This window comes from Amycolatopsis rhabdoformis (genome assembly GCF_035918295.1).
GTDB classification, from domain to species: Bacteria; Actinomycetota; Actinomycetes; order Mycobacteriales; family Pseudonocardiaceae; genus Amycolatopsis; species Amycolatopsis rhabdoformis.
The window spans coordinates 5,054,427-5,077,810 of the sequence record NZ_CP142149.1 but is presented as its reverse complement, the minus strand read 5'-3'; the positions used below and the strand labels follow the sequence as shown (position 1 = coordinate 5,077,810).

Genomic DNA, 23,384 nt, shown 5'->3' with positions numbered 1-23,384 from the left:
CGTGTCGAATCGGCGACACGCACCGGCTCTCTGGTCTAGTGTCGACCTCTGACGTCCCTTCCCCCGTCGCGGGTGTTCCCGCCCGCGGCGTCGGACGGGTACCGTCAGTGGCAGTGCGTGAAGCTCCGGGACTCCTCTGCCGAGACCGGAGCGGCAAGACAGTGTCAGGTGCGCACCACGCACCGGAGGGGACGAGGTCAACGGCCATGGCACGGATCGGTGACGGCGGCGACCTGCTGAAGTGTTCTTTCTGCGGGAAGAGCCAAAAGCAGGTGAAGAAGCTCATTGCCGGCCCCGGGGTCTACATCTGCGATGAGTGCATCGACCTCTGCAACGAGATCATCGAAGAGGAGCTGGCCGAAGCCGGCGACGTGAAGCTCGACGAGCTGCCGAAGCCCGCCGACATCCACGAGTTCCTCGAGCAGTACATCATCGGCCAGGACGACGCGAAGAAGACGCTCGCGGTCGCGGTGTACAACCACTACAAGCGCATCCAGGCCGACGACAAGGCCGGCCCCAAGGACTCGAAGGACGAGCCGGTCGAGCTCGCCAAGTCCAACATCCTCATGCTCGGGCCCACCGGCACCGGCAAGACCTACCTGGCGCAGACCCTCGCGAAGCTGCTCAACGTGCCGTTCGCCATCGCGGACGCCACGGCGCTCACCGAGGCCGGCTACGTGGGCGAGGACGTCGAGAACATCCTCCTGAAGCTGATCCAGGCCGCCGACTACGACGTGAAGCGCGCCGAGACGGGCATCATCTACATCGACGAGGTCGACAAGATCGCCCGCAAGTCGGAGAACCCGTCGATCACGCGCGACGTGTCGGGCGAGGGCGTGCAGCAGGCGCTGCTGAAGATCCTCGAGGGCACCACGGCGTCGGTGCCGCCCCAGGGCGGGCGCAAGCACCCGCACCAGGAGTTCATCCAGATCGACACGACCAACGTGCTGTTCATCGTGGCCGGGGCGTTCGCGGGGCTCGAGAAGATCATCAACGAGCGCGTGGGCAAGCGCGGCCTGGGCTTCGGCGCGGAGATCCGCACCAAGGCCGAGATCGAGGGCAGCGACGTCTTCTCCGAGACGATGCCTGAGGACCTGATCAAGTTCGGGCTGATCCCGGAGTTCATCGGCCGTCTGCCGGTGGTCGCCACGGTGAACCACCTGGACAAGGACTCGCTCGTCTCGATCCTCACGCAGCCGCGCAACGCGCTGGTGAAGCAGTACATGAAGCTCTTCGAGATGGACAACGTCGAGCTCGAGTTCACCAAGACGGCGCTCGAGGCCATCGCCGACCAGGCGATGCTGCGCGGCACGGGTGCCCGTGGTCTTCGCGCGATCATGGAGGAAGTCCTCCAGCCGGTGATGTACGACATCCCGAGCCGCGACGACGTGGCGAAGGTCGTGATCACCGAGCAGACCGTGCGGGAGAACGTGAACCCCACGATCGTCGCGCGGCAGCCGTCGCGGCGGGCCCGCAGCGAGCGCGGTGAGAAGTCGGCCTGAGCCGGGCCGTCGCTTCACGGTGAGCCGTTGACCGATGGACTTGGGCCGTTTGCAGGAGTCCGCTGCCAGGCTGTTCGCGGCACGCGCGATAATGGACAGGATGACAACCGTGCCGCTGACCACAGCCCCCGGGGACAACGCCACCTCCTCAGTGACGGACGTGGACGCCGGTGCCCCCGAGCCGACCGACGAGCCGCTCACGCCGTCGGTCGGCATCGTCGAACTGAGCGAGCGGGTGGTCTCGTCCATCCTCACCCGCTGTCCCTGGCTCTACCGCGCGGGCAGCATCCTGCTGGCCGTCTTCGCGGTCTTCTGCCTCGCCGGCGTGGCCACGCGCCTGTCGGCCCTGCCGCTGATCCCGCTGCCGCTCTTCGCGCTCGCGTGGTACTTCCTGCGCTTCCTGCGCGCCGCGGAAGCCCGGCGGCTGCAGCTGCGCTGGGCGCTGCTCACGGCGTTGTCCACGATGGTGGGGTTCTGGCTGATCTCGGTAGTGGCTCGCTGGGTTTCCTCCTGACACTGGGTGCATGACCTTTCTTGACCGGCCCGACGACGATCAGGACGAGTTCGGGCTCGGTGCTCGGCCTGTGGGGGTCTCGGGGTCCGACGTCTTTCGCGGGAGTGCGCTCGCCGCGCCGAAGCTGTACTGGTCCCTCGCCGGGCTGGCGGGGCTGTTCGTGGTGTTCGCGCTGGTCGTGGCGGTGCGCCGCGGATCTCGGTGCGATGTGGCCGGTGGCGCCGTTCGTGGTCACGCTGGGGGCTTTGTGGCGGGCGCGCTCGGTGCGGAGCCTGCGTGGGCTGGCGTGGTGCGGTGGGCTGGCCGCGGGTGGGTTGGTGACCGGGCTGATCGTGCTGGTGCTCGTGGCCCGGCACTGAGGTGTTCGCTCAGGCGCTGCGCGGCACGTGTTTGCCGACGAAGTTCACCAGGCTCGGCACCACGGAGTGGAAGAACGTGTCGCTGTGGATGCCCTTCGCCGTGTAGCCCAGGGCGGGGTGGGTGGCGGCGATGTAGCGGCGGACGCCGGTGATGAACGAGTCCTCCGTGCCGCACCACAGGGCCGTGGGGATGCCGCGCAGGGCGGTGAGGTGGCGCAGCGGGTCGAGGGACGTCCAGTCGGCCTGGCCGGTGAAGATGTGGCGCTTGGCCATCTCCGGCCAGTTCGTGATCAACGCCGGCGAGACCGCGGCGATCGCCTCGGGAGGTTGCCGGCGTTCGGCGCGGCGCCGGCCGTAGACCATGGCGCCGAAGCCGCCCATGGACACGCCGGCGCACGCGAACGGCAGGCCGCGGGGGCCGCCGAGACCGCGGGCGGCGAGCCAGCGGGGGACTTCTTCGAGCAGCATCGCCATCGGGTCGTCGCCGGGGCGGACCTCGTGCCAGTAGTTGTCGCCGCCGTCCACCGCGACGTAGCCGTGGGCGGGCACGGCCTTGCGCCCGACGTCGGCCGCGAGCTGCTTGAGCAGGCCGCTCGGTGCGGCGGCCCTGGCGTTGCCGTGGAGGCCGTGGAGCATCAGGGACATCGGCAGGCCGCGGGGCGGCTTTTTGGTCGGCAGGAGCAGCACCAGGTCCACGTCGCGGCCCCGCGCGGCGGAGTGCACGCGCTCCACGCGCAGCAAGCCCGTCGGGGCCGCCGGGGACGCGGTCGTGACGCCGAGGACCCGCATGGCCTGCCCGAGCGGCGTCGCACCCGTGGTGACCGCCGCGGCGACCCCGGCGGCGCCGACACCGGCCACTCCGGCGGCCAGGAAGGCACGCCGCGTCACGCGGCCGGTCACGCGAACACCACGCCTCGGTGAAGGGCCGCGGCGGCCACTCCGGCGGCGAGAGCGGCGCGGCGCACGCCACTCACAGCCGCCTCGACCCCGTGAAGCCGTCCGGCAGCGCAACGGTCACCGATCCGCTCCTCCACCCCGGCCTCCGTCCCGGACACAACGCGGGAAACGCCCCTCACCTGGACGCGGGGTGACGCCGGAGCGTTGCCTCGGTCACCGATCATCGTCCTTTCTCGGCCGTCGTGGCGTCAGTCACTGAAAGACCGGGCCTTGCCCGCGTTCCATAACCGTGTTATCAATGAATAACACTGTTACCAAAGGAGCCGTCATGGACAACCAGTTCCTCGAAGGCAACTTCGCCCCCGTCACCCAGGAGCACACCGCGACCCGGCTCGAGGTGACCGGCGAGCTGCCGGACCACCTCGACGGCCGCTACCTGCGCAACGGGCCCAACCCGCTGACCGCGGCCGATCCCGGGACCTACCACTGGTTCCTCGGCGACGGCATGGTCCACGGCGTGCGCCTGCGCGACGGGCGGGCCGAGTGGTACCGCAACCGCTGGATCCGCACGCCGCACGTCGCCGGGTTGCTGGGGGAGGGGCCGGCCGCGCCCCATATGGGGATCGGCGCGAACACGAACGTGATCGGGCACGCCGGGCGCACGCTGGCGCTCATCGAGGGTGGCCTGCCGGCCTACGAGCTGACCGAGGAGCTCGACACGGTCGGCGCGTGCGACTTCGACGGCACGCTGCCCGGCGGCTACACCGCGCACCCCAAGCGTGATCCGCGCACCGGCGAACTGCACGCGGTGACCTACACGTTCGGCCTCGGCAACCGTGTCCGCTACTCGGTGATCGGCACCGACGGCCGCGCGCGGCGCGTGGTCGACGTCGAGGTGACCGGGCAGCCGATGATGCACGACTTCTCGCTCACCGAGCGGTACGTGGTCTTCTACGACCTGCCGGTGACGTTCGACCCGAACCAGACGCCGGACCACGTCGACGTGCCCGATCCGCTCACCGCGCGCAGCGGCCGGGGCGTGAGCTCGCTGCCGTACCGCTGGAACCCCGGCTACCCGGCGCGCGTGGGCGTGATGCCGCGTGAGGGGGACAACGCCGACGTGCGGTGGTTCGACGTCGAGCCGTGTTACGTGTTCCATCCGCTCAACGCGCACGACGAAGGCGACCGGATCGTGCTGCACGTGGTGCGCCACCCCAAGGTGTTCGACCGCGGCGTGCACGGGCCGACCGAGGGCGAGCCGACGCTGGACCGCTGGACCGTGGACCTCACCGCGGGCAAGGTGCTCGAAGAGCGGATCGACGAGCACGGCCAGGAGTTCCCGCGCGTCGACGAACGCTTCGTGGGGCGAGCGAGCCGGTACGGCTACGCGGTGGCCGTGGACGGCCGCTCGAACCTCACCGGCGCGGTGCTCAAGCACGATCTGCGCGCGGGCACCGCCGAGCGCCACGCGTTCGGGCCCGGCCGGGTGCCGGGGGAGTTCGTGTTCGTTCCGTCCCGTGTGGACGCCGCCGAAGACGACGGCGTGCTCATGGGCTTCGTGTTCGACGCCGCGACGCAGCGCAGCGACCTGACGCTGCTCGACGCCGCGACGCTCGAAACCGTCGCCGCCGTGCACTTGCCCGATCGGGTGCCGCACGGCTTCCACGGCAATTGGGTGCCCGTCGGCTGAGCCATTCGGCCCAATCAGTGCAAAGTGGACTACGTGAGCACGCGCTGATCGCCGGTGTAGAGGTTCATGCTGTCGCCGCGCAGGAAACCGATGAGCGTCATGCCGTTCTCCTCGGCCAGCTCCACGGCCAAAGAGGACGGAGCGGACACGGCGGCGAGCAGGCCGATGCCGGCCATCGCCGCCTTCTGCACGAGCTCGAACGAGGTGCGGCCGGAGACCAGCAGCCCGCAGTCGGGCGCGGGGATCCGGCCGGCCTGCAGGGCCCAGCCGAGCACCTTGTCCACGGCGTTGTGCCGGCCGACGTCCTCGCGTACGACCTCGAGCCCACCGTCCGGAGTGAACAGTGCGGCCGCGTGCAGCCCGCCGGTGGACTTGAACACCTTCTGCTGTTCTCGCAACGTATCCGGAAGCTTCACCAGCACGTCGGTCTTCACCTCGAACGGTGAAGCCGCGGGTGAGAAGCGGCTCTTGAGCTTCACGGCGTCGAGCGCGGCCTTGCCGCAGACGCCGCACGAAGAGGTGGTGTAGAAGTTGCGCTCCACGCCGACCTCGGGCGGCGCCACTCCGGGCGCGAGTGTCACGTCGAGCACGTTGTAGGTGTTGCGCCCCTGGTCGTCGACGCCATCGCAGTAGCGCGCGGCCGCGACGTCCTCACGGGAGCCCAGCACGCCTTCCGACAGCAGGAAGCCGTGGGCCAGCTCGACATCGTGACCCGGAGTACGCATCGTCACAGCGAGTGCCTTGCCACCGACGCGGATTTCCAGCGGCTCTTCGGCCGCCAGCGAGTCGGGTCGCCTGCGCTCTTCACCGGTCGTGGAAATCCGCCGGACCGGCCGTCGCACGGTCACCCTGCCCATCCGTCCACCTTTCCGCGGCTCAACATGACGATCTACGACACCCAGCCGATGCAACGTCGGGGAATAAGTAATACATTCCCAGCATCACCTCACAGTTCGGAGGAGTCTGACGATGGCCCTCGGCTTTCTGGCCCGCTCTCGTATCGTCGCACCGCCTGGCTGGACCCGTTGGCTGGTCCCTCCCGCAGCGCTCTCGATACATCTCTCGATCGGTCAAGCTTACGCCTGGAGCGTGTTCAAAACCCCGCTCGAGAAGACCATGCACCTCTCGGGCACGGAGTCCGGGCTGCCGTTCCAGCTCGGCATCGTGATGCTCGGTCTCTCCGCCGCGTTCGGCGGCACGCTCGTGGAGAAGAACGGTCCGCGCTGGGCCATGTTCGTCGCCACGATCTGCTTCGGCACTGGCTTCCTCGTCGCCGCGCTCGGTGTGGCCACGGGACAGTTCTGGCTCGTCGTGGTGGGCTACGGCGGGATCGGCGGCATCGGGCTCGGGATCGGCTACATCTCCCCGGTGTCGACCCTGATCAAGTGGTTCCCCGACCGGCCCGGCATGGCCACGGGCATCGCGATCATGGGCTTCGGCGGCGGCGCGCTCATCGCGTCGCCCTGGTCGTCGGCGATGCTCGGCAGCACGCCGACCGCGAGCGACATCGCGGTGGCGTTCCTGATCCACGGTGTCGTGTACGCCGCGTTCATGACTATGGGTGTCCTGCTCGTGCGGGTGCCGGCCGACGGGTGGAAGCCCGCCGGCTGGGAGCCGAAGGTGCTGGAGACCAAGAAGCTCATCTCCACGCACAACGTTTCGGCCGCCAACGCGCTCAAGACACCGCAGTTCTGGTGCCTGTGGATCGTGCTGTGCCTCAACGTGACCGCGGGCATCGGCATCCTGGAGAAGGCCGCGCCGATGATCACGGACTTCTTCAAGGGCACCTCGGCGCCGGTGAGCACCGCGGCCGCCGCCGGCTTCGTCGCGATGCTCTCGCTCACGAACATGCTCGGCCGGTTCGTGTGGTCCTCGGTGTCGGACCTGGTGGGGCGCAAGAACATCTACCGCTTCTACCTCGGGCTCGGCGCGCTGCTGTACCTGGTCATCGCGCTCACCACGAACTCGTCGAAGCTGCTGTTCGTGCTCTGCGCGATGCTGATCCTGTCCTTCTACGGCGGCGGTTTCTCCACGCTGCCGGCCTACCTGAAGGACCTGTTCGGCAACTACCAGGTCGGCGCCATCCACGGCCGCCTGCTCACCGCGTGGTCGGTGGCCGGCGTGCTCGGGCCGCTGATCGTCGACGGCATCGCCGACAGCGAGAAGTCCGCCGGCAAGAGTGGTCCGGACCTCTACGCCACGTCGTTCTACATCATGATCGGCCTGCTCGTGGTCGGCTTCATCGCCAACGAGTTCGTGCGCCCGGTCAAGGCGAAGTACCACGAGACCGTGGACCGCACCCAGGTGGGGAGTGAGGCGTGATGAGCGCACCGGACGTGGAAGGCCGCTCGGGCGGACGCACCCTCCTGCTCGTGATCGCGTGGCTGTGGGTGCTCGTGCCGTTCGTGTACGGCGTGTACGAGCTGATCCTGAAGGTCATCGACTTGTTCGGCGGCTGATGCTTCGCTGAGTGGAACCCCCGGATCCGTCCGGGGCTTTCTCTGGACAAATGGTCAAGAGTCGTTGACCATTGCTCCCGTGACTGGGGATGACTACGTTCCGCCCGACGAGAGCGTCGAGGTGCGGACCACCGAACAACTGCGCGCCGTGAGCAATCTGGTGCGCCACCGCGTGCTGGCCGTGCTGCGCGACGGCCCGGCGACGATCACGCAGATCGCCACCCGCCTGGATCTGGCGAAGGGCAGTTCGAGTTACCACGTGCGGGTGCTCGAGCGTGCCGGGCTCATCCACGTGGTGCGCACCAACAAGGTGCGCGGTGTCATCGAGCGCTACTACGGCATGGTCGCGAGGGTGATCGAGCTGCCGGATCCCGCACCGGGACAGCGGGATGTGCTGATGCAGCACGCGACCGCCGACCTCGCGACGGCACCGGAGGGCACCCCGCGGCTGGTGCGGATGAAGCACCTGCGGCTGAGCGAGTCGCGCTTCGCGGAGTTCGAACAGCGCATCGGCGCGCTGCTGGACGAGATGCACGAAGCGCGCGATGACGACGAGGCCGCGGCGACGATCGCCGTGGCGTTCTTCCGCCCCGGTGAGGGGGCGGCCCGGTGACCACGGCGACTCGGGGTTTCCGCCGGCGCACGACCGCGCCGAAGCTGCCGCCCGCCTTCACCCGGCTGTGGTCGGCGGCGACCGTGTCCGCGTTGGGCGACGGGGCGTACGCGGCGGCCTTGCCGTTGTTCGCCGTCGCGCTGAGCAGCGATCCGCTGGTGATCAGCCTGGTGACCGTGGCCACGGTGCTGCCGCACCTGGTCGTGGGGCTGGTCGCGGGCGCGCTGGTCGACCGGTGGGACCGGCGGCGCACAATGTGGCTCGCCGACCTGTGGCGGGCCGGGTTGCTGGTGCTCGCCGTGGTGGCGGGGGCGGCGGGGATGCTGGGGATCCCGGCGTTGCTGGTGCTGGCTTTCCTGCTGGGCGTGGGCGAATTGTTCTTCGAGGTGGCCGCGCAGGCCTACCTGCCGGACCTCCTCGGGCGCGACCAGACCTTGCTGCGCCGGGCCAACGGCCGCCTGCGCGGCGCGTCGACGGCCGCGGGGCAGTTCGCGGGACCGCCGGTGGGCAGTTTCCTGTTCTCCGTCGCGCGCACGGTGCCGTTCGTCGTCGACGCCGTGTCGTTCGTGGCGAGTGCGCTGCTGATCCGGACGTTGCCGCCGGCTCCGGTGCCCGACCGCGTGGACGGCCGCAGTGTGTGGGCGGACGCGCGAGAGGGATTCCGGTACGTGGTCAAGGACCGGCTGCTGCTGGGCCTCGCCCTGCGGCCCGCGGTGGGCAACCTCGCGTTCGGCGCGGTGGGTGCCGTGCTGGTGCTGTTCGCCCAGGACACCCTTGGCCTGCACGCCGTCGGCTACGGTTTCCTGCTCGCCGCCGACGCCGTCGGCGGGCTGCTGGGTGCCATGGTCGTGGCGGGACCGCTCGAAAAGCTGCTCGGCACCGGCACGGCGCTCAGCCTGACCGCCGTGGTGGAAGGCGGGGCGATCCTCGTCTTCGGGTTCGCGGACAACCCCTGGCTCGCCGGCGCGATGTTCGCGCTCTGCGGCTGCGCCATGGCGACGACCATGGTGCTCGGCTGGTCGATCCGCCAGATGATCGTCCCCGGGCGGCTGATGGGCCGGGTCGCCGCGGCGTCGCGCCTGGTCGCCCTGTCGGCCGGCCCGGCCGGTGCCCTGCTGGGCGGCTGGCTCGCCTCGGCGGCGGGCCTGCGCGCGCCGTACTTCGCCGCCGCGGGGGTGCTGCTGACGATGACCGTGGTGACGATGAGCATGACCAGCAACGCCAAGGTGAAAGCGGCGCTGGCGGCCACAGTGGACTCCTAGGTCAGCTCCGCCAGCAACCGTCGCCGGGCGGAATCCACGTGGTCGGTGGCGACGCGGTCGAGTTCGGCCGCGTCGCCGCCGCGGATCAGGGCCGCCAGTTCGCGGTGTTCGGCGACGACGTGGGAGCGGTACTGCGAACCGTCGAGCGAAACGCGTTGCAGCTGGAACAGGAACACCTGCGAGCGCACGGCTTCCCACGCCTCGGTCAGCCGCCGGTTGCCCGCGGCGGCGTAGACGCGGTCGTGGAAGGCGATGTCCAGCGCGAGGAGTTCGGGGCCGGCGGCGCCGGCGGCCACGGCGTCGGCCAGGGCAGCGACGAGCGCGTCCAATGCGGCCAGATCATCCACTGTGGACCGGGCGCGGGCGGTGGCCGCGGCGAGGCCGTCGAGAGCCGCGCGCACCGAGTACACCTCCTCGACGTCGACCGGGGTGACCTCGACGACCGTGGTGGGGCGGTGCCAGCCGCCGCGGACGAGGCCTTCGCGGGCGAGCAGGGCCAGGCCTTCGCGGACCGAGCCGCGGCTCACCTCGAGCGAGGCGGCGAGCTCGACCTCCCGCAGCGGCGCGCCCGGCGGGAAGTGGCCGGCGAAGATCGCGTCGCGCACGCGGTCGGCGGCTTCGTCGGCGAGGCCGCGCCGCGCCGCCTTCTGCAGGGGCTCCATCGGTCAATGTTGACATTCGGACATCAGCACTTCAAGGTGAAGGGGACACGAAGGAGAGCCATGCGCCCCGCGTTCCACCTCGCCATCCCGGTCGACGACCTCGCCCGCGCCCGCGCGTTCTACGGCGGTGTGCTGGGGCTCGAAGAAGGCCGCTCGGCCGACGCCTGGGTGGACTGGGACTTCCGCGGCCACCAGGTCGTGACGCACGTGGTGCCCGGCGCGCGGGCCGAGGCCGGCCGCAACCCCGTCGACGGTCACGACGTGCCCGTGCCGCACTTCGGCCTGGTCCTCGACGTCGACGCGTTCCACGAGCTGGCGGGCCGGCTCAAGGACGCCGGCACCGAGTTCGTGATCGAGCCGTACCAGCGCTTCGCCGGTGAGCCGGGGGAGCAGTGGACGATGTTCCTGCACGACCCGGCCGGCAACGCCTTGGAGTTCAAGGCGTTCCGCGACGAAGCGCAGCTGTTCGCGAAGTGAACGTCCTCGTCACCGGCGGCTCCCGCGGCATCGGCCGCGCGATCGCCCACACCTTCGCCGCCCGGGGTGACCGGGTGGCCGTGCACTTCGGCTCGAACGAGCAAGCCGCCGAGGAGACGCTGGCCGCGCTGCCCGGGGAAGGGCACGTGCTGGTCGGCGGTGACCTCGGTGATCCCGTTGCGGCGCAGCAGATCGCGGACGCGGCCGAGGAGCTGCTCGGTGGGGTCGACGTGCTGGTGAACAACGCGGCCGTCGGCACCACGCCCGAGACCTCGACGCCGGTCGCGACCGTGGACTACGCGCACTGGCAGGAAGTCTGGCGCCGCACGCTGGACGTGAACCTGCTCGGCGTCGCCAACGTCTCCTTCCACGTCGCGCGCCACCTCATCGCGCGCGGCGCGCCGGGACGGATCGTGAACGTCGGCTCGCGCGGCGCGTTCCGCGGCGAGCCCGAGCACCCCGCGTACGGCGCGAGCAAGGCCGCGCTGCACGCGCTGGGTCAGTCGCTCGCGATCGAGCTGGCGCCGCACGGCATCTCGGTCACGTCGGTGGCGCCCGGCTTCACCGCCACCGAGCGCGTGAAGCACCGGATCACCGACGCCGTGCGCGAGCAGAGCCCGTTCGGCCGGGTGGCGGAGCCGGAGGAGATCGCCCACGCGGTGGTGTTCCTGGCCTCGGCGGAGGCGACGTGGGCCTCGGGCGCGATCCTCGACCTGAACGGCGCCTCGTACCTGCGCTGAGGTGTGAACTGGGTCACGCGTGCAGCAGAACCGGCGCGCCAGGCGTCGGTAGGGCGTGCGAATCGCAGGGAAAATCGTCGTCTCGGCGCTGGCGCTGGTGGTGTTCGCCGGCACCGCGTACGGCTACAGCGCGCTGAGCTCACTCGACGACGTGAAGCGCAGCAGCGTGATCGACGCCGGCGACGAGGCGTCCCCGGGTGAGCAGCCGGCCGACGGCTCGCTCGACATCCTGCTGGTCGGCCGCGACTCGCGCGCCGACAACGACGGCAACCCGCTGCCGGCCGACGTGCTGCGCGAACTGCGGGCCGGGCCCAACGGCGACGACCTCACCGACACCCTGATCGTGCTCCGGATCCCGAACGGCACCCAGACCGTCAAGGCGTTCTCGATCCCCCGCGACTCGTACGTGACGCTGCCCGACGGGGACAAGGGCAAGATCAACGCCGCGTACGGCCACGGAAAGGCGCTGGAGGCCTCGAAACTGCGCGCCGCGGGCGAGACCGACAAGAAGAAGATCGAGCAGGAGTCGCTCACCGCCGCCCGCCGCGCCACGCGCCAGGCGGTGGAGAACCTCACCGGGGTGAAGATCGACCACTTCGCCGAGGTGAACCTGCTGAGCTTCTACGACATCAGCAACGCCGTCGGCGGCGTCGAGGTCTGCCTCAACAACGCGACGTCGGACCGCAACTCGGGCGCGAACTTCCCGGCGGGGCCGCAGAAGATCTCGGGTGCCGACGCGCTCGCCTTCGTCCGCCAGCGCGACGGTGTCAAGGGCACCGACTTCGGCCGGATGCGCCGGCAGCAGGTGTTCCTCGCTTCGCTGGCGCACCAAGTGCTTTCGGCCGGCACGCTCGCCAATCCGGGCAAGCTCGGCGCGCTCATCGACGCCGTGAAGAAGTCCGTGGTTCTCGACGATTCCTGGAACCTGCTCGACTTCATCGGGCAGCTGCGCGGCATTTCCGGCGGTGGCATCCAGTTCACGACGATCCCCGTGGTGAACCCCGACTACCGCTACAGCACCACGAACCCCCGGGCGACGGCGGTGCAGGTGGATCCCGCCCAGGTCAAGGCGTTCGCGGCGGGCCTGATCGGCGCGCCGCCCGCAGCCGCGCCGAAGCAGACCGGCGTCGTGGTGGACGTCGCCAACGCCGGCGGCACCAGCGGCCTCGCCCAGCGCGTCTCGGATGTGGTGAAGGACAAGGGCTTCACCCCGGGTACCACCGGGAACGCCGCCGCACGCCGCACCTCACTGGTCCGGTACGGCGCCGCGCTGGCCACGCAGGGCGAAGCGGTGGCGAAGCTCCTGGGGGGCCTCGCCACCGCCGAGTCCGCCGACGTGCCGGCCGGCCACATCGAGGTCACGCTCGGCCAGGTCTACTCCGGTCCGGGCGCGACCTCGGGCAGCAACTCCACCGGCGGCAACCCCATCGGAGGCGGTGCCGGTGCGGCCGGCTCGGGCGACACCCCGATCACCGGCGCGGGGAACAACTGCGTGGACTGATTCCCGCGCCCGAGCGCCGGGCTGGTTGACTGCGGGAATGCGATCGTGGGCCCGCCGACTCCTCGTCGTCGCCGTCCTCGTGGTCCTCGTGATCACGCTGCGGCCCGGGCACCTGAGCCCGCCCGAGAACCTCAACCTCGTGCCGCTGGCGGGGATCCTCGACGAGGCGCGCAACGTCCGCGGGCCGATCGGGCTGCTCAACAACCTCGGCAACATCGCACTGTTCGTGCCGCTCGGTTTCCTGGCCACGGCGGTCACGCGCCGGAACGCCGCGGTGGTCGTGGCGCTGGCCTGGTTCTCGGCGGCGATCGAGACCGTTCAGTACTTCATCGGCCGAAGCGCCGACGTCGACGACGTGCTGCTCAACACCCTGGGCGCCGCGCTCGGCGTGCTCCTCGCGGCACGAGTCCGGTCACGCCGGAAAGCCCCGGCGTGACCGGACCGCGTCACGAGTGGTGGTGCGGCTCCAGCCGGATCACCACGGCCTTCGACACGGGCGTGTTCGACTTCTCCGCCACCGAGTCCAGCGGCACCAGCGCGTTGGCCTCCGGGAAGTAGGCCGCCGCGCAGCCGCGGGCCGTGGGGTAGGAGACGGCGCGGAAGCGGGGCGCGCGGCGGTCGCCGTCGCGCCACTCGGAGACCAGGTCCACGATCTCGCCGTCGGCGATGCCCAGCTCCACCAGGTCTTCGGGGTTCACGAACACCACGCGGCGGCCGTCCTCGATGCCGCGGTAGCGGTCGGAGAGGCCGTAGATGGTGGTGTTGTACTGGTCGTGGCTGCGCATCGTCTGCAGCAGCAGCCGACCTTCCGGCACCTGCGGGTACTCCAGCTCCGACACGGTGAACGTGCCCTTGCCGGTGGCCGTGCCGGTGAACTCGCGCGAGTCGCGCGGCGCGTGCGGCAGGGTGAAGCCGTCGGGCTCGCGCACGCGGCGGTTGTAGTCCTCGCAGCCCGGCACCACCGCGGCGATGCGGTCGCGGATCAGGTCGTAGTTCTTCTCGAACGAGCGCCACGGCACGGCGTGGTCGGAGCCCAGCAGCCGCTCGGCCAGCCGGCAGATGATGGCGACCTCGGAGATCAGCTCCTCCGAAGCCGGCTTCACGCGCCCGCGCGAGGCGTGCACCTGCGACATCGAGTCCTCGACGGTCACGAACTGCGGGCCCGACTCCTGCACGTCCTTCTCGGTGCGGCCCATCGTCGGCAGGATCAGCGCCGTGGTGCCGTGGACCACGTGCGAGCGGTTGAGCTTCGTCGACACGTGCACCGTGAGCGAGCACGAGCTCAGCGCTTTGTCGGTGGCCTCGGTGTCGGGCGTCGCGGAGGCGAAGTTGCCACCCATCGCGAAGAAGACCTTGCCGCGGCCGTCGCGCATGCCACGGATCGCGTCCACGGTGTCCCAGCCGTGCTCGCGCGGCACGGTGATGCCGAACTCGCGGTCGAGCGCGTCCATGAACGGCTCGGGCATCTTCTCCCAGACGCCCATCGTGCGGTCGCCTTGCACGTTGGAGTGGCCGCGCACCGGGCACAGGCCCGCGCCCGGCTTGCCGATCATGCCCCGCGCGAGCGCGAGGTTCGTGATCTCGGAGATCGTGGGCACCGCGTGCTTGTGCTGCGTGAGGCCCATGGCCCAGCAGTAGATCGTGCGCTCCGACGTGGCGATCATCCGCGCCACGTGCTCGATCTGCGCGCGCTGCAGGCCGGTGGCCTTCTCCGTCTCGGCCCAGTCGAGCTCGAGCAGGTTCTTCGCCCAGTCCTCGAACCCGTAGGTCGAGGACTTCACGAAGTCCTCGTCGACGATCGTGCCCGGCGCCTCGTCCTCCCACTGCAGCAGAAGGTGGCCCACGGCCTGGAACAGCGCGAGGTCACCGCCGAGGCGGATCTGCGCGAACTCGTCGGCCAGCGGCGTGCCCTCGCCGACGACCCCGCGCACGTTCTGCGGGTTCTTGAACCGCATCAGCCCGGCCTCGGGCAGCGGGTTCACGGCGATGACCTTGGCGCCCTTGCCCTTGGCCGTCTCCAGCGCCGAGAGCATGCGCGGGTGGTTGGTGCCCGGGTTCTGCCCGACGACCACGATCAGGTCGGCGTGGTGGATGTCCGCGAGCGACACCGACCCCTTGCCGATGCCGATGCCGGTGGACAGCGCCGAGCCCGACGACTCGTGGCACATGTTCGAGCAGTCCGGCAGGTTGTTGGTGCCGTAGGAGCGCACGAGCAGCTGGTAGAGGAACGCGGCTTCGTTGCTGGTGCGGCCCGAGGTGTAGAACACGCCTTCGTGGGGGCTCGCGAGCCCGCGCAGCTCGGCCGCGACGAGGTCGAGCGCGTCGTCCCAGGAGATCGGCTCGTAGTGCGTGGCGCCTTCGCGCAGCACGAACGGCTCGGTGATCCGGCCCTGCTGACCCAGCCAGTAGTCCGTCTTGTCGCGCAGGTCCTCGATCGGGTGCGCGGCGAAGAACTCGCGGTCCACGCGGCGGCGCGTGGCCTCCTCGGCCACGGCCTTCGCGCCGTTCTCGCAGAACTCCGCGAGCTTGCGCTTCTCGCCGTCGGCCTGGCGCGGCTCGGGCCACGCACAGCCCGGGCAGTCGAAGCCCGCACGCTGGTTGAGCAGGCGCAACGTGAGCGCGGTGCGCGTGACACCCATCTGCTCGACACCGCGCCTGAGCGAAACGGCGACGCCGGGGATCCCGGCCGCGTAGCTCTTCGGCTTGCCCACCTTGAGGTCGGCTTCGTCCACGTCGTGCTTCGGCGCATCACGGTGCATACGTCCATCGTGCGCTTCGATCAAGGATTCCCCGACACGGGGTCTGGTTTTTCACACTTGAAAGATGCTGCTTGACCTGGATAACCGCCCGTTCGGCCGAGAGGTTCGCCCGTCGGAGTGACGCCGATCACTGTTCGCGCCGTGGATCATCCGTGCCGGCGATGTCAGGCGCGCTGCGCCCGTTCGCGGCGTTCGGCGAGCTTCAACCCGCGGTCGGCCACCGTCACGACCAGCAGCAACGCGCTGATCACCACGAGCACCACCCCGAGCCGGTGCAGGCCGCCCGAGTCGGCGTGCACGCCGTAGCACTGGGCGATCACGGTGGAGGCCACGATGGCGCCGAGGTACTGCGCCGTGCGGAACAGACCACTGGCGGTGCCCATGGTCTCGGCCGGCGACTCGCGGTAGAGCGTGGTCTGGTTCGCCACGCTCGTGAGCCCCTGCGCCAGCCCGAACACCGCGACCAGCGCCAACAGGCCGCCGAGCCACGTGGTGTCGCCGACGAACAGCAGCGCGACCGAACCGGCCAGCAGCGCCACCGCGACCACCACGAGCCGCACCCGCACGCCGGTCGGGCGGCCGGAGAACGCCGCCGCGCACACGGCCACGACCGACATCGGCAGCAGCAGCACACCGGCGATCGCGTCGCTGAAGCCGCGGCCTTCCTCGAGCCACTGCACGTAGCCGAACATGATCGCGTAGATCGCCATGAAGCTCAGGGCCTGGCGCAGGTAGGTGCGCAGGATCGGGGTGTTGGCCGCGAGCACCCGCAGGTCGATGAACGGCACGCGGGTGTGCAGTTCGACCCACACGAACGCGGCGCCGACGGCGAAGGCCGCCGCGAGCAGCCACAGGTCGCCGATGCCCGGTGCCATCAGGTAGCACAGCAGCACCAGCAGCGAGAGCGAGAACAACGCGATGCCGAGCAGGTCGATCGGCTTCGGTTTCGTGCCCTCGGCGCGGGCCGGGGCGTCCTTCGGGACCCAGAAGATCGCCAGCAGCAGCGAGACGCCCGCGAGCGGGATGTTCACCGCGAAGATGGCCGGCCAGCCGAACAGCGTGATGAGCACACCGCCGAGCGTCGGGCCGATGACCATGATCGTCTGCGAGGAGAGCGAAAGCAGCGACAGCGTGCGGGCCGGCACGCCCTGGCCCAGCGCGTCGGCGCGCTTGCGCAGCACGGCCATCGCGGCGGGGAAGCCGGCACACGTGCCGATGCCGAGCACCGCGCGCACGCCGGTGAGCCAGTCGACCGACAGCGGGATCATGCCGGCGATCCCGGCCACGATCACCACGGACGCGCCGCCGAGCAGCACGCGCCGGGCGCCGTAGCGGTCCACCAGCAGGCCGACCACGGGCTGGCCGACGGCGGTGGCGAGGTAGAGGGCGGAGATGAGCCAGGCCGTGCGGCCGGGCCCGGCGCCGAAGCTCTGCCCGATCGGCACGAGCGCGACGGCGATCAGGGTGGAGTTGATGGGGTTCAGCACCGCGCTCGCCACCAAGGGGGTGACGAGTTTGGCACCGAAGCCGGCCGGTGCCTTTCGGGGCATTGCGGTGGTGGTCACGGCTCCTTCGTTCTGGGCTGGTCGGGGATGGATCGGGGCGTGGTCCCCGGCGTCCGCGCTGACGTCGGTGCTGCGGGTCCCGGCGCTGGGACCGCTGCGCAGCTCAGTGCTGCGCGATGCGCTGGAGCAGGGGCAGCGCCTGGCGCACGGTCTCGAGCTCTTCGGTGCTCAGCTCGGCCGCGAGGGCGTGGGCGAGCCACTCGTCGCGGTGCTGGCGGACCCCGAGCACGGTCTTCTCGCCGAGCTCGGACACCGAGATCACGGTGCGGCGGCCGTCGGCCGGGTCACGTGAACGGGCCAGGTACCCGAGCGAGTCGAGCGCCGAGAGCGTGGCGGCCATCGACTGCTGCCGCACGTGCTCGGCGGCGGCGAGCTCACCCTGGGTCGCCGGGCCTTCGCGGTAGAGGCGGTTGAGCGCCGCCGACTGCGAGGGCGTGAGGCTGTCGGCGTTGTCGACTTGGCGCAGGCGGCGGTGCAGCTGCGCGACGACGCCCCGGATCCAGCCGGCGGATTCGGCGACGTGAGCGGGTACGGTGGCCATATCCACAGTCTAGGCTGTGTAGTCTGGCCTGTGCATCCCTCGGAGGGGCGACCTTGCCCACACCCCGGGCACGACGAAGGCCCCCTCACCTGCTGGTGAAGGGGCCTCCGAGGAGAAGAAGACTCAGACCGGCTGCTCGGCCACCGGGGGGTGCGCCGAGAGGCCGAACTGGTCGAAGATCGAGTGCTCGTTCACGCCGAAACCCTGGATCTGGTGCACCACGATCGCGCCGACGATCAGCAGCACCAGGACCGCGAGCGCCAGCACGCCCGGCCAGCGGCTCTGCGCGGAGGAGTGGCCGTAGCCCGCGGAGACGCCGGAGCGGCGTTCGCGCTTGCGACGCTTCTTCATCTCCTTCTTGGCACCCAGCCAAGCGTCGAGCTCGGCGTGCTTGCGCCAGTTCGGATCGACGAGGTCCGGGTGCGTCTCCATCCGGTCGTCCGGATCTTCCGGTCGCGTCATCCGTGCACCGCCTTTCCCCCTGAGCAACCCCGCCGGAGCGGGTTCGTAGACTTGTCCATTGTGACCGAGAACGCTCCGCAGCAGAAAACCGACCTTCCGGGTGCCTGGGACCCGGCCGCCGAAGAAGCACCCATGTACGACCGCTGGGTAGCGGCCGGGTACTTCACGGCCGACGCTTCGTCGGAGAAGCCGCCGTTCTCGATCGTACTGCCGCCACCGAACGTCACCGGCAGCCTGCACATGGGCCACGCGCTCAACCACACCCTCATGGACGCGATGAGCCGCCGCCGGCGCATGCAGGGCTACGAGGTGCTGTGGCTGCCGGGCATGGACCACGCCGGCATCGCGACCCAGAACGTGGTCGAGCGCCAGCTCGCCGGCGAGGGCCTTTCGCGCCACGACCTGGGCCGCGAGAAGTTCGTGGAGCGCGTGTGGGAGTGGAAGGCCGAGTACGGCGGCAAGATCCTCGGCCAGATGAAGCGCCTCGGCGACGGCGTCGACTGGTCACGCGAGCGCTTCACCATGGACGAGAACCTCTCGCAGGCCGTGCAGACGGTGTTCAAGAACTTCTTCGACGCGGGCCTGATCTACCGCGCCGAGCGCATCATCAACTGGTGCCCGCGCTGCCAGACCGCGCTGTCGGACATCGAGGTCGACCACAGCGAGGACGACGGCGAGCTCGTGTCGATCCGCTACGGCGAAGGTGACAACGCCATCGTGGTGGCCACGACCCGCGCCGAGACGATGCTCGGCGACACCGCCGTCGCTGTGCACCCGGACGACGAGCGCTACGCGCACCTGGTGGGCACCGAGGTCGAGCTGCCGCTGACCGGGCGCAAGATCCCGATCGTCGCCGACAAGCACGTGGACCCGGAGTTCGGCACCGGTGCCGTGAAGGTGACCCCGGCGCACGACCCGAACGACTTCGAGATCGGCCGCCGCCACGACCTGCCGATGCTCACGATCATGAACGAGCGCGCCGAGATCACCGCGAAGGGCCCGTTCGAGGGGCTCGACCGGTTCGAGGCGCGGCCCGCGATCGTGGCGGCGCTGCGGGAGCAGGGCCGGATCGTGGCGGAGAAGCGGCCGTACGTGCACGCCGTCGGCCACTGCTCGCGCTGCGACACCGTGGTGGAGCCGCGGCTTTCGCTGCAGTGGTGGGTGAAGGTGGAGGAGCTGGCGCGCGCGGCGGGCGACGCGGTGCGCGACGGCCGCACGAAGATCCACCCGGCGGAACTGGAGAAGCGCTACTTCGACTGGGTCGACAACATGCACGACTGGACGATCTCGCGCCAGCTGTGGTGGGGTCACCGCATCCCGGTCTGGTACGGCCCCGACGACCAGGTCGTGTGCGTGGGTCCGGACGAGCAGCCGCCGTCGGGCGAGGGCTGGACGCAGGACCCCGACGTGCTCGACACCTGGTTCTCCTCGGGCCTCTGGCCGATGTCGACCCTGGGCTGGCCGTCGCAGACCGACGATCTGGCCAAGTTCTATCCGACCAGCGTGCTGTCCACCGGCTACGACATCCTGTTCTTCTGGGTCGTGCGCATGATGATGTTCGGCGTGCAGGAGATGCACGGCGTGCAGCCGTTCGACCACGTGTACCTGCACGGCCTGATCCGCGACGCGCAGGGCAAGAAGATGTCGAAGTCGCGCGGCAACGTGCTCGACCCGCTCGAGTGGATGGACGCCTACGGCGCCGACGCCACGCGCTTCACCCTCGCCCGCGGTGCGAACCCGGGCGCGGACATGGCGCTGGCCGACGAGTGGGCCGCGGGTTCGCGCAACTTCTGCACGAAGCTGTGGAACGCCAGCAAGTTCGCGATGATGAACGGCGCCGACGCGTCGGGCGAGCTGCCCGCCGCCGGCGAGCTGACCGAGGCCGACCGGTGGATCCTGGGCCGGCTCTCGGCGCTGGTGTCCGAAGTGGACGGCCTGTTCGAGGACTTCCAGTTCGCCAAGGTCGCCGGCGCGCTCTACCAGTTCACCTGGAACGAGCTGTGCGACTGGTACCTGGAGCTGGCGAAGGTGCAGCTCTATGGCGGGGATTCCGCGCGGGTCGCGGCCACGCGGTCGGTGCTGGGCCACGTGCTCGACACCGTGCTGCGGCTGCTGCACCCGTTCATCCCGTTCGTCACGGAGAAGCTGTGGCTCGCGCTGACCGGCGGTGAGTCGCTGGTGATCGCCGCGTGGCCCACGGCTCCGGCCGGCTACGCGGACGCCGTGGCCGACGCGCGGATCGCCGACGTGCAGAAGCTGGTGACCGAGATCCGCCGCTTCCGCGCGGACCAGGGCCTCAAGCCCGGGCAGAAGGTGGCCACACGCTTGTCGGGCGCGGGTTTCGCCGAGGTCGCGGGCCACGAGGAAGCCGTTCGGTCGCTCGTGCGCCTGACGGCGGAGACGCCCGAATTCGCCGTCTCGGCCTCGCTGGAGGTCGCGCTGGCGGGCGGGGTCGCCGTGGTGGAGCTGGACCTGTCCGGCACCGTCGACGTCGCCGCCGAGCGCAAGCGCCTGCAGAAGGACCTGGGCGTGGCGCAGAAGGAGCTGGCGCAGACCGAGGGCAAGCTCGGCAACGAGTCGTTCATCGCCAAGGCGCCGGAGCAGGTCATCGAGAAGATCAAGACCCGGCGCGCCACGGCGGCGGCGGACATCGAGCGGATCGAGGCGCGGCTGGCGGCGTTGCCGGCTTCGTGAGTTCGGCTTGACGGTGGCGTCCGGTGCTTCTCGCACCGGGCGCCACTTTGCGTTTCAGGCGAGTTCGCGGCCCGCTTCGATCAACGCCAGCACTTCCGGCCGCAGCCGCCGCTCGGCGGAGGTGGCCAGGTACGTGGGCATCACCGGCGCCGGGTTGCGCAGCGGGCGGAAGACGACGCCCGGCACCGGCAGCAGGTTGGCGTGGGCGCGGTAGAAGACCGTCCACTGCGGACGGCCCAGGCCGAGCGTGCCGAGGGTGTCCTGCGCGTTCGTGAACTCCTTGCCCAGCACCGGTTCGAAGCCGGCCTCGCGGCAGCACGCGAGCACCAGGTCGTGCAGCGGCCGGTTGCGGTCCGGGGAGCTCAGGCGCAGGGGGAGCGGCGCGAGGTCGGCGAAGTCGACGACGTCGTGGGAGGCCAGCGGGTGCGTGGCGGGGAGTGCGACGAGCACCTCGTCCGTCCACAAGGGAGTGAGGTCGAGGCCGTCGGCGGGCCAGTCGCCGCGGAGGAAGGCGGCGTCGAGGGCACCGTCGCGGATCTGTTGGAGGCGCGCGGCGGTGGGGGCGTGCACGAGTTCCAGCTGGGCGTCCGGGGCGCGGCGCGTGTACGCCGCGAGGAAGCCGTCGAGACGGTCGCCGAGGCCGTCGCTGGTGCCGAGCCGCACCAGGCGGGCGCGCTCGGTCCGGAAGTCGGCCACGGCGTCGGCCGCGCGGTCGGCGGCGGCGAGCACGGCGCGCGCGTGGGGCAGGAAACGCCGGCCCGCTTCGGTCAGCGAGACGGTGCGCGTGGTCCGTTCGAACAGCTCCGCGCCGAGCGCGCGCTCCAGCCGGCGCACCTGCTGGCTCACCGCCGGCTGCACGATGTGCAGGCGCTCGGCCGCGCGCCCGAAGTGCAGCTCCTCGGCGACGACCACGAAGTACCTCAGCTGACGCAGCTCCACGCGCGGCCCCATTCATCAGCGTTCGTGATGAGTCTACGAGCGGTCTGGTCGTTGGCCGCCGCTCGCCGTCGCGGTTGGCTCGGAGGCGAACGGAAGAGAGGAACATCCGATGGCATTCGTCGAGGTCCGGGGTACGCGGCTCTACTACGAGGACGAGGGCGCCGGCCCCGCCGTGCTCCTGCTGCACGGCTGGGGCACGAGCGGGCGCGTCTGGCAGGCGCAGCTGCCCGACCTGATCGGCGACCACCGCGTGGTCACGCTCGACTGGCGCGGGTGCGGGCGCTCCGAGCACCCGGCGGCCGGCAACACGATCGCCGGCAACGTGGCCGACCTCGTCGAGGTGATCACCACGCTCGGGCTGGACAAGCCCGCGGTGGTGGGTTCGTCGCTGGGCGCGGTGTTCGCCACCGAGCTCGCGCTGACGCGGCCGGACCTCGTCGGCGCGGTCGTGGCGGTGGACGGCCCGGGGTACTGGCCGGCGGAAGGCCTGCGCGACACGGTGCACGAGGTCACCGCGGCGCTGCTGGCCGACCGGCCCGGCCTCGTCGCGAGCTGGGTGCCGAACTGGTACGCGCCCGGCGCGAGCGCGGCGCTCGTCGACTGGACGATCCGCCAGATCGTCGACTCCGCCGGTTATGTCGACCCGCTCATCGGCGAGTCGGCGACGTGGGACCCGCGCCCGCGGCTGCCGGAGCTGGGCGTGCCGATCGCGTACGTGCACGGCGAGCTCGACGGCCAGATCCCGGTGGCCGTGGCGCGCACCTGCGCCGCCCTCACGCCCGGCGCCGGCGTGCACGTGGTCGCCGGCTGCGGGCACCTGCCGCACCAGGAGGATCCCGCCGCGTTCACCGCGGTGCTGCGCGACGTGCTCGCGGGTCTGCGGGTGGCGGCGTGACCGTGGTTGCCGTGACCCTGGCCGGCGGAACCGCCGAGGTGCACTACACCGTGACCGGCTCCGGTCCCGGGCTTCTGCTGCTGCACGGCACCGCCGCCACGCACGAGCAGTGGGCGCCGGTGGTGGCGCTCGCGCGGGAGGCGTTCACCGTGGTCGCGCCGGATTTCTCCGGCTCCGGCGGCACGGTCGACCACGGCGGGCCGGTCTCGATCGCGGACCTCGCGGCCGAAGCACTGGCGGCGGCCGATGCCGCCGGGCTCACCACGTTCCACGTCGCCGGTCACTCACTCGGCGCGGTGGTGGCGGCGCACCTGGCGGGCACCCACCCGGCGCGCGTGCGGTCCGCGGTGCTCCACGCCGCCTGGCCGAAGACCGACGCCCGGCAGGACGCCGAGTTCCGCTACTGGCTCGCCCTGCTCGAGCGTGGCACCGACGTGTTCGCGCGGATGCTGCCGCTGATGGCGTTCGGGCCCGGCTACTGGGCCGCGACCACGCCGGAGGCCAACGAGGACCTGGTGGCGCAGCTGGTGATCCAGCCCGGCACCGCGCGGCAGATCGAGGCCGACCGCGGCGTGGACCTGCGGCCGGTGCTGGGCGCGATCACGGCGCCGACCCTGGTGCTCTCGAGCGCGTACGACCGGTTGATCGAGCCGGCGCAGCAACAGGAACTGCTGACGGCGATCCCGCACGCCAACCACGTCGAGCTGCCGGCCGGGCACGGGGCGCCGGCGGAGGTGGCGGCGGAGTTCGCGAAGGTGCTGGTGGACTTCGCGGTTCAGGCGGAAGCCGATCGGCTCGAGCCGTGAGATCCGAGACGGGCCGGGCCGGCACTTGCTGGGGGTCGGTGCCGGCC

Annotated in this window: 23 protein-coding genes; 15 read left to right on the top strand and 8 right to left on the bottom strand. The window is 70.8% G+C overall.

The genetic code is table 11. The annotated features are described in order from the left end of the window. Window positions 1-206 precede the first annotated feature (206 nt). The 3 genes from clpX (at window position 207) to VSH64_RS23190 (ending at window position 2,375) form a co-directional block, all read left to right on the top strand. On the top strand, window positions 207-1,502 hold the full coding sequence (clpX, locus tag VSH64_RS23200; protein WP_326837757.1) for an ATP-dependent Clp protease ATP-binding subunit ClpX: 1,296 nt from the start codon (window positions 207-209) through the stop codon (window positions 1,500-1,502). A gap of 100 nt (window positions 1,503-1,602) precedes the next feature. Continuing rightward, window positions 1,603-2,016 (top strand): hypothetical protein, encoded by a 414-nt coding sequence (locus VSH64_RS23195; protein ID WP_326837756.1) that lies wholly within the window; start codon window positions 1,603-1,605, stop codon window positions 2,014-2,016. A 215-nt stretch (window positions 2,017-2,231) separates the two neighbouring features. Beyond that, entirely contained in the window at window positions 2,232-2,375 is a 144-nt protein-coding gene (locus tag VSH64_RS23190; protein ID WP_326837755.1) for a hypothetical protein, read from the top strand. Between the two features lie 9 nt (window positions 2,376-2,384). Here VSH64_RS23190 and VSH64_RS23185 read toward each other — a convergent pair whose 3' ends face one another. Then, complete coding sequence (locus VSH64_RS23185; RefSeq protein ID WP_326837754.1) at window positions 2,385-3,275, bottom strand: alpha/beta hydrolase; 891 nt, start codon at window positions 3,273-3,275, stop codon at window positions 2,385-2,387. A gap of 325 nt (window positions 3,276-3,600) precedes the next feature. Between VSH64_RS23185 and VSH64_RS23180 the strand changes: the two genes are divergently transcribed. Further along, window positions 3,601-4,962, top strand: coding sequence for a carotenoid oxygenase family protein (locus tag VSH64_RS23180; RefSeq protein WP_326837753.1), 1,362 nt, complete (start codon window positions 3,601-3,603; stop codon window positions 4,960-4,962). A 29-nt stretch (window positions 4,963-4,991) separates the two neighbouring features. Here the strand turns inward: VSH64_RS23180 and fdhD are convergent, their stop codons facing one another. After that, window positions 4,992-5,819, bottom strand: a complete 828-nt coding sequence (gene fdhD / locus VSH64_RS23175) for a formate dehydrogenase accessory sulfurtransferase FdhD (protein WP_326837752.1) — start codon at window positions 5,817-5,819, stop codon at window positions 4,992-4,994. 112 nt (window positions 5,820-5,931) lie between these two features. Here fdhD and VSH64_RS23170 point away from each other — a divergent pair, with 112 nt between their 5' ends. The 4 genes from VSH64_RS23170 (at window position 5,932) to VSH64_RS23155 (ending at window position 9,296) form a co-directional block, all read left to right on the top strand. Then, entirely contained in the window at window positions 5,932-7,284 is a 1,353-nt protein-coding gene (locus tag VSH64_RS23170) for an L-lactate MFS transporter (protein WP_326837751.1), read from the top strand. Next, the gene (locus VSH64_RS23165; RefSeq protein WP_326837750.1) at window positions 7,284-7,421 is read left to right on the top strand and encodes an MFS transporter small subunit; all 138 of its coding nucleotides are present in this window, start codon (window positions 7,284-7,286) and stop codon (window positions 7,419-7,421) included. The genes VSH64_RS23170 and VSH64_RS23165 overlap by 1 nt, the downstream gene beginning before the upstream one ends. 79 nt (window positions 7,422-7,500) lie before the next feature. Further along, window positions 7,501-8,034, top strand: coding sequence for an ArsR/SmtB family transcription factor (locus tag VSH64_RS23160; RefSeq protein ID WP_326837749.1), 534 nt, complete (start codon window positions 7,501-7,503; stop codon window positions 8,032-8,034). After that, window positions 8,031-9,296, top strand: coding sequence for an MFS transporter (locus VSH64_RS23155; RefSeq protein ID WP_326837748.1), 1,266 nt, complete (start codon window positions 8,031-8,033; stop codon window positions 9,294-9,296). The genes VSH64_RS23160 and VSH64_RS23155 overlap by 4 nt, the downstream gene beginning before the upstream one ends. Here the strand turns inward: VSH64_RS23155 and VSH64_RS23150 are convergent. Continuing rightward, on the bottom strand, window positions 9,293-9,958 hold the full coding sequence (locus tag VSH64_RS23150) for a GntR family transcriptional regulator (protein WP_326837747.1): 666 nt from the start codon (window positions 9,956-9,958) through the stop codon (window positions 9,293-9,295). The two genes, VSH64_RS23155 and VSH64_RS23150, sit on opposite strands and share 4 nt — an antisense overlap. A gap of 60 nt (window positions 9,959-10,018) precedes the next feature. On the opposite strand from VSH64_RS23150, the gene VSH64_RS23145 reads away from it, so the two are divergent. From VSH64_RS23145 to VSH64_RS23130, 4 genes are read left to right on the top strand one after another with little or no spacing between them, the layout of a single operon-like run. Then, entirely contained in the window at window positions 10,019-10,435 is a 417-nt protein-coding gene (locus VSH64_RS23145) for a VOC family protein (RefSeq protein ID WP_326837746.1), read from the top strand. Beyond that, on the top strand, window positions 10,432-11,175 hold the full coding sequence (locus VSH64_RS23140) for an SDR family NAD(P)-dependent oxidoreductase (RefSeq protein ID WP_326837745.1): 744 nt from the start codon (window positions 10,432-10,434) through the stop codon (window positions 11,173-11,175). The genes VSH64_RS23145 and VSH64_RS23140 overlap by 4 nt, the downstream gene beginning before the upstream one ends. A 55-nt stretch (window positions 11,176-11,230) precedes the next feature. Then, a complete protein-coding gene (locus VSH64_RS23135) occupies window positions 11,231-12,676 on the top strand; it encodes an LCP family protein (protein ID WP_326837744.1) in 1,446 nt (481 codons plus the stop codon). A gap of 37 nt (window positions 12,677-12,713) precedes the next feature. Continuing rightward, window positions 12,714-13,112 (top strand): VanZ family protein, encoded by a 399-nt coding sequence (locus VSH64_RS23130; protein ID WP_326837743.1) that lies wholly within the window; start codon window positions 12,714-12,716, stop codon window positions 13,110-13,112. A gap of 10 nt (window positions 13,113-13,122) precedes the next feature. Here the strand turns inward: VSH64_RS23130 and VSH64_RS23125 are convergent, their stop codons facing one another. The 4 genes from VSH64_RS23125 to VSH64_RS23110 form a co-directional block, all read right to left on the bottom strand. After that, window positions 13,123-15,435: an FdhF/YdeP family oxidoreductase gene (locus VSH64_RS23125; RefSeq protein ID WP_326837742.1), complete on the bottom strand. Its 2,313-nt coding sequence runs from the start codon at window positions 15,433-15,435 to the stop codon at window positions 13,123-13,125. 164 nt (window positions 15,436-15,599) lie between these two features. Further along, the gene (locus VSH64_RS23120) at window positions 15,600-16,985 is read right to left on the bottom strand and encodes an MFS transporter (RefSeq protein ID WP_326838011.1); all 1,386 of its coding nucleotides are present in this window, start codon (window positions 16,983-16,985) and stop codon (window positions 15,600-15,602) included. A 118-nt stretch (window positions 16,986-17,103) separates the two neighbouring features. Beyond that, entirely contained in the window at window positions 17,104-17,541 is a 438-nt protein-coding gene (locus tag VSH64_RS23115) for a MarR family winged helix-turn-helix transcriptional regulator (RefSeq protein WP_326837741.1), read from the bottom strand. 123 nt (window positions 17,542-17,664) lie between these two features. Continuing rightward, window positions 17,665-18,003: a hypothetical protein gene (locus VSH64_RS23110; protein ID WP_326837740.1), complete on the bottom strand. Its 339-nt coding sequence runs from the start codon at window positions 18,001-18,003 to the stop codon at window positions 17,665-17,667. 60 nt (window positions 18,004-18,063) lie between these two features. Between VSH64_RS23110 and VSH64_RS23105 the strand changes: the two genes are divergently transcribed. Continuing rightward, window positions 18,064-20,697 carry a valine--tRNA ligase gene (locus VSH64_RS23105; protein ID WP_326837739.1) on the top strand — a complete coding sequence of 878 codons (2,634 nt, stop codon included), beginning with the start codon at window positions 18,064-18,066 and terminating at the stop codon, window positions 20,695-20,697. Window positions 20,698-20,751: 54 nt separating this feature from the next. Here the strand turns inward: VSH64_RS23105 and VSH64_RS23100 are convergent, their stop codons facing one another. Further along, the gene (locus VSH64_RS23100; RefSeq protein WP_326837738.1) at window positions 20,752-21,636 is read right to left on the bottom strand and encodes a LysR family transcriptional regulator; all 885 of its coding nucleotides are present in this window, start codon (window positions 21,634-21,636) and stop codon (window positions 20,752-20,754) included. A gap of 109 nt (window positions 21,637-21,745) precedes the next feature. Between VSH64_RS23100 and VSH64_RS23095 the strand changes: the two genes are divergently transcribed. Then, window positions 21,746-22,531 carry an alpha/beta fold hydrolase gene (locus VSH64_RS23095; RefSeq protein ID WP_326837737.1) on the top strand — a complete coding sequence of 262 codons (786 nt, stop codon included), beginning with the start codon at window positions 21,746-21,748 and terminating at the stop codon, window positions 22,529-22,531. Next, window positions 22,528-23,337 carry an alpha/beta fold hydrolase gene (locus VSH64_RS23090; RefSeq protein ID WP_326837736.1) on the top strand — a complete coding sequence of 270 codons (810 nt, stop codon included), beginning with the start codon at window positions 22,528-22,530 and terminating at the stop codon, window positions 23,335-23,337. The genes VSH64_RS23095 and VSH64_RS23090 overlap by 4 nt, the downstream gene beginning before the upstream one ends. Window positions 23,338-23,384 lie beyond the last annotated feature (47 nt).

Coding starts and splice junctions, on each gene's coding strand:
- clpX (WP_326837757.1), top strand. CDS start 207: ATGGCACGGATCGGTGACGGCGGCGACCTGCTGAAGTGTTCTTTCTGC.
- VSH64_RS23195 (WP_326837756.1), top strand. CDS start 1,603: ATGACAACCGTGCCGCTGACCACAGCCCCCGGGGACAACGCCACCTCC.
- VSH64_RS23180 (WP_326837753.1), top strand. CDS start 3,601: ATGGACAACCAGTTCCTCGAAGGCAACTTCGCCCCCGTCACCCAGGAG.
- fdhD (WP_326837752.1), bottom strand. CDS start 5,819: ATGGGCAGGGTGACCGTGCGACGGCCGGTCCGGCGGATTTCCACGACC.
- VSH64_RS23170 (WP_326837751.1), top strand. CDS start 5,932: ATGGCCCTCGGCTTTCTGGCCCGCTCTCGTATCGTCGCACCGCCTGGC.
- VSH64_RS23165 (WP_326837750.1), top strand. CDS start 7,284: ATGAGCGCACCGGACGTGGAAGGCCGCTCGGGCGGACGCACCCTCCTG.
- VSH64_RS23150 (WP_326837747.1), bottom strand. CDS start 9,958: ATGGAGCCCCTGCAGAAGGCGGCGCGGCGCGGCCTCGCCGACGAAGCC.
- VSH64_RS23145 (WP_326837746.1), top strand. CDS start 10,019: ATGCGCCCCGCGTTCCACCTCGCCATCCCGGTCGACGACCTCGCCCGC.
- VSH64_RS23130 (WP_326837743.1), top strand. CDS start 12,714: ATGCGATCGTGGGCCCGCCGACTCCTCGTCGTCGCCGTCCTCGTGGTC.
- VSH64_RS23125 (WP_326837742.1), bottom strand. CDS start 15,435: ATGCACCGTGATGCGCCGAAGCACGACGTGGACGAAGCCGACCTCAAG.
- VSH64_RS23120 (WP_326838011.1), bottom strand. CDS start 16,985: ATGCCCCGAAAGGCACCGGCCGGCTTCGGTGCCAAACTCGTCACCCCC.
- VSH64_RS23115 (WP_326837741.1), bottom strand. CDS start 17,541: ATGGCCACCGTACCCGCTCACGTCGCCGAATCCGCCGGCTGGATCCGG.
- VSH64_RS23110 (WP_326837740.1), bottom strand. CDS start 18,003: ATGACGCGACCGGAAGATCCGGACGACCGGATGGAGACGCACCCGGAC.
- VSH64_RS23095 (WP_326837737.1), top strand. CDS start 21,746: ATGGCATTCGTCGAGGTCCGGGGTACGCGGCTCTACTACGAGGACGAG.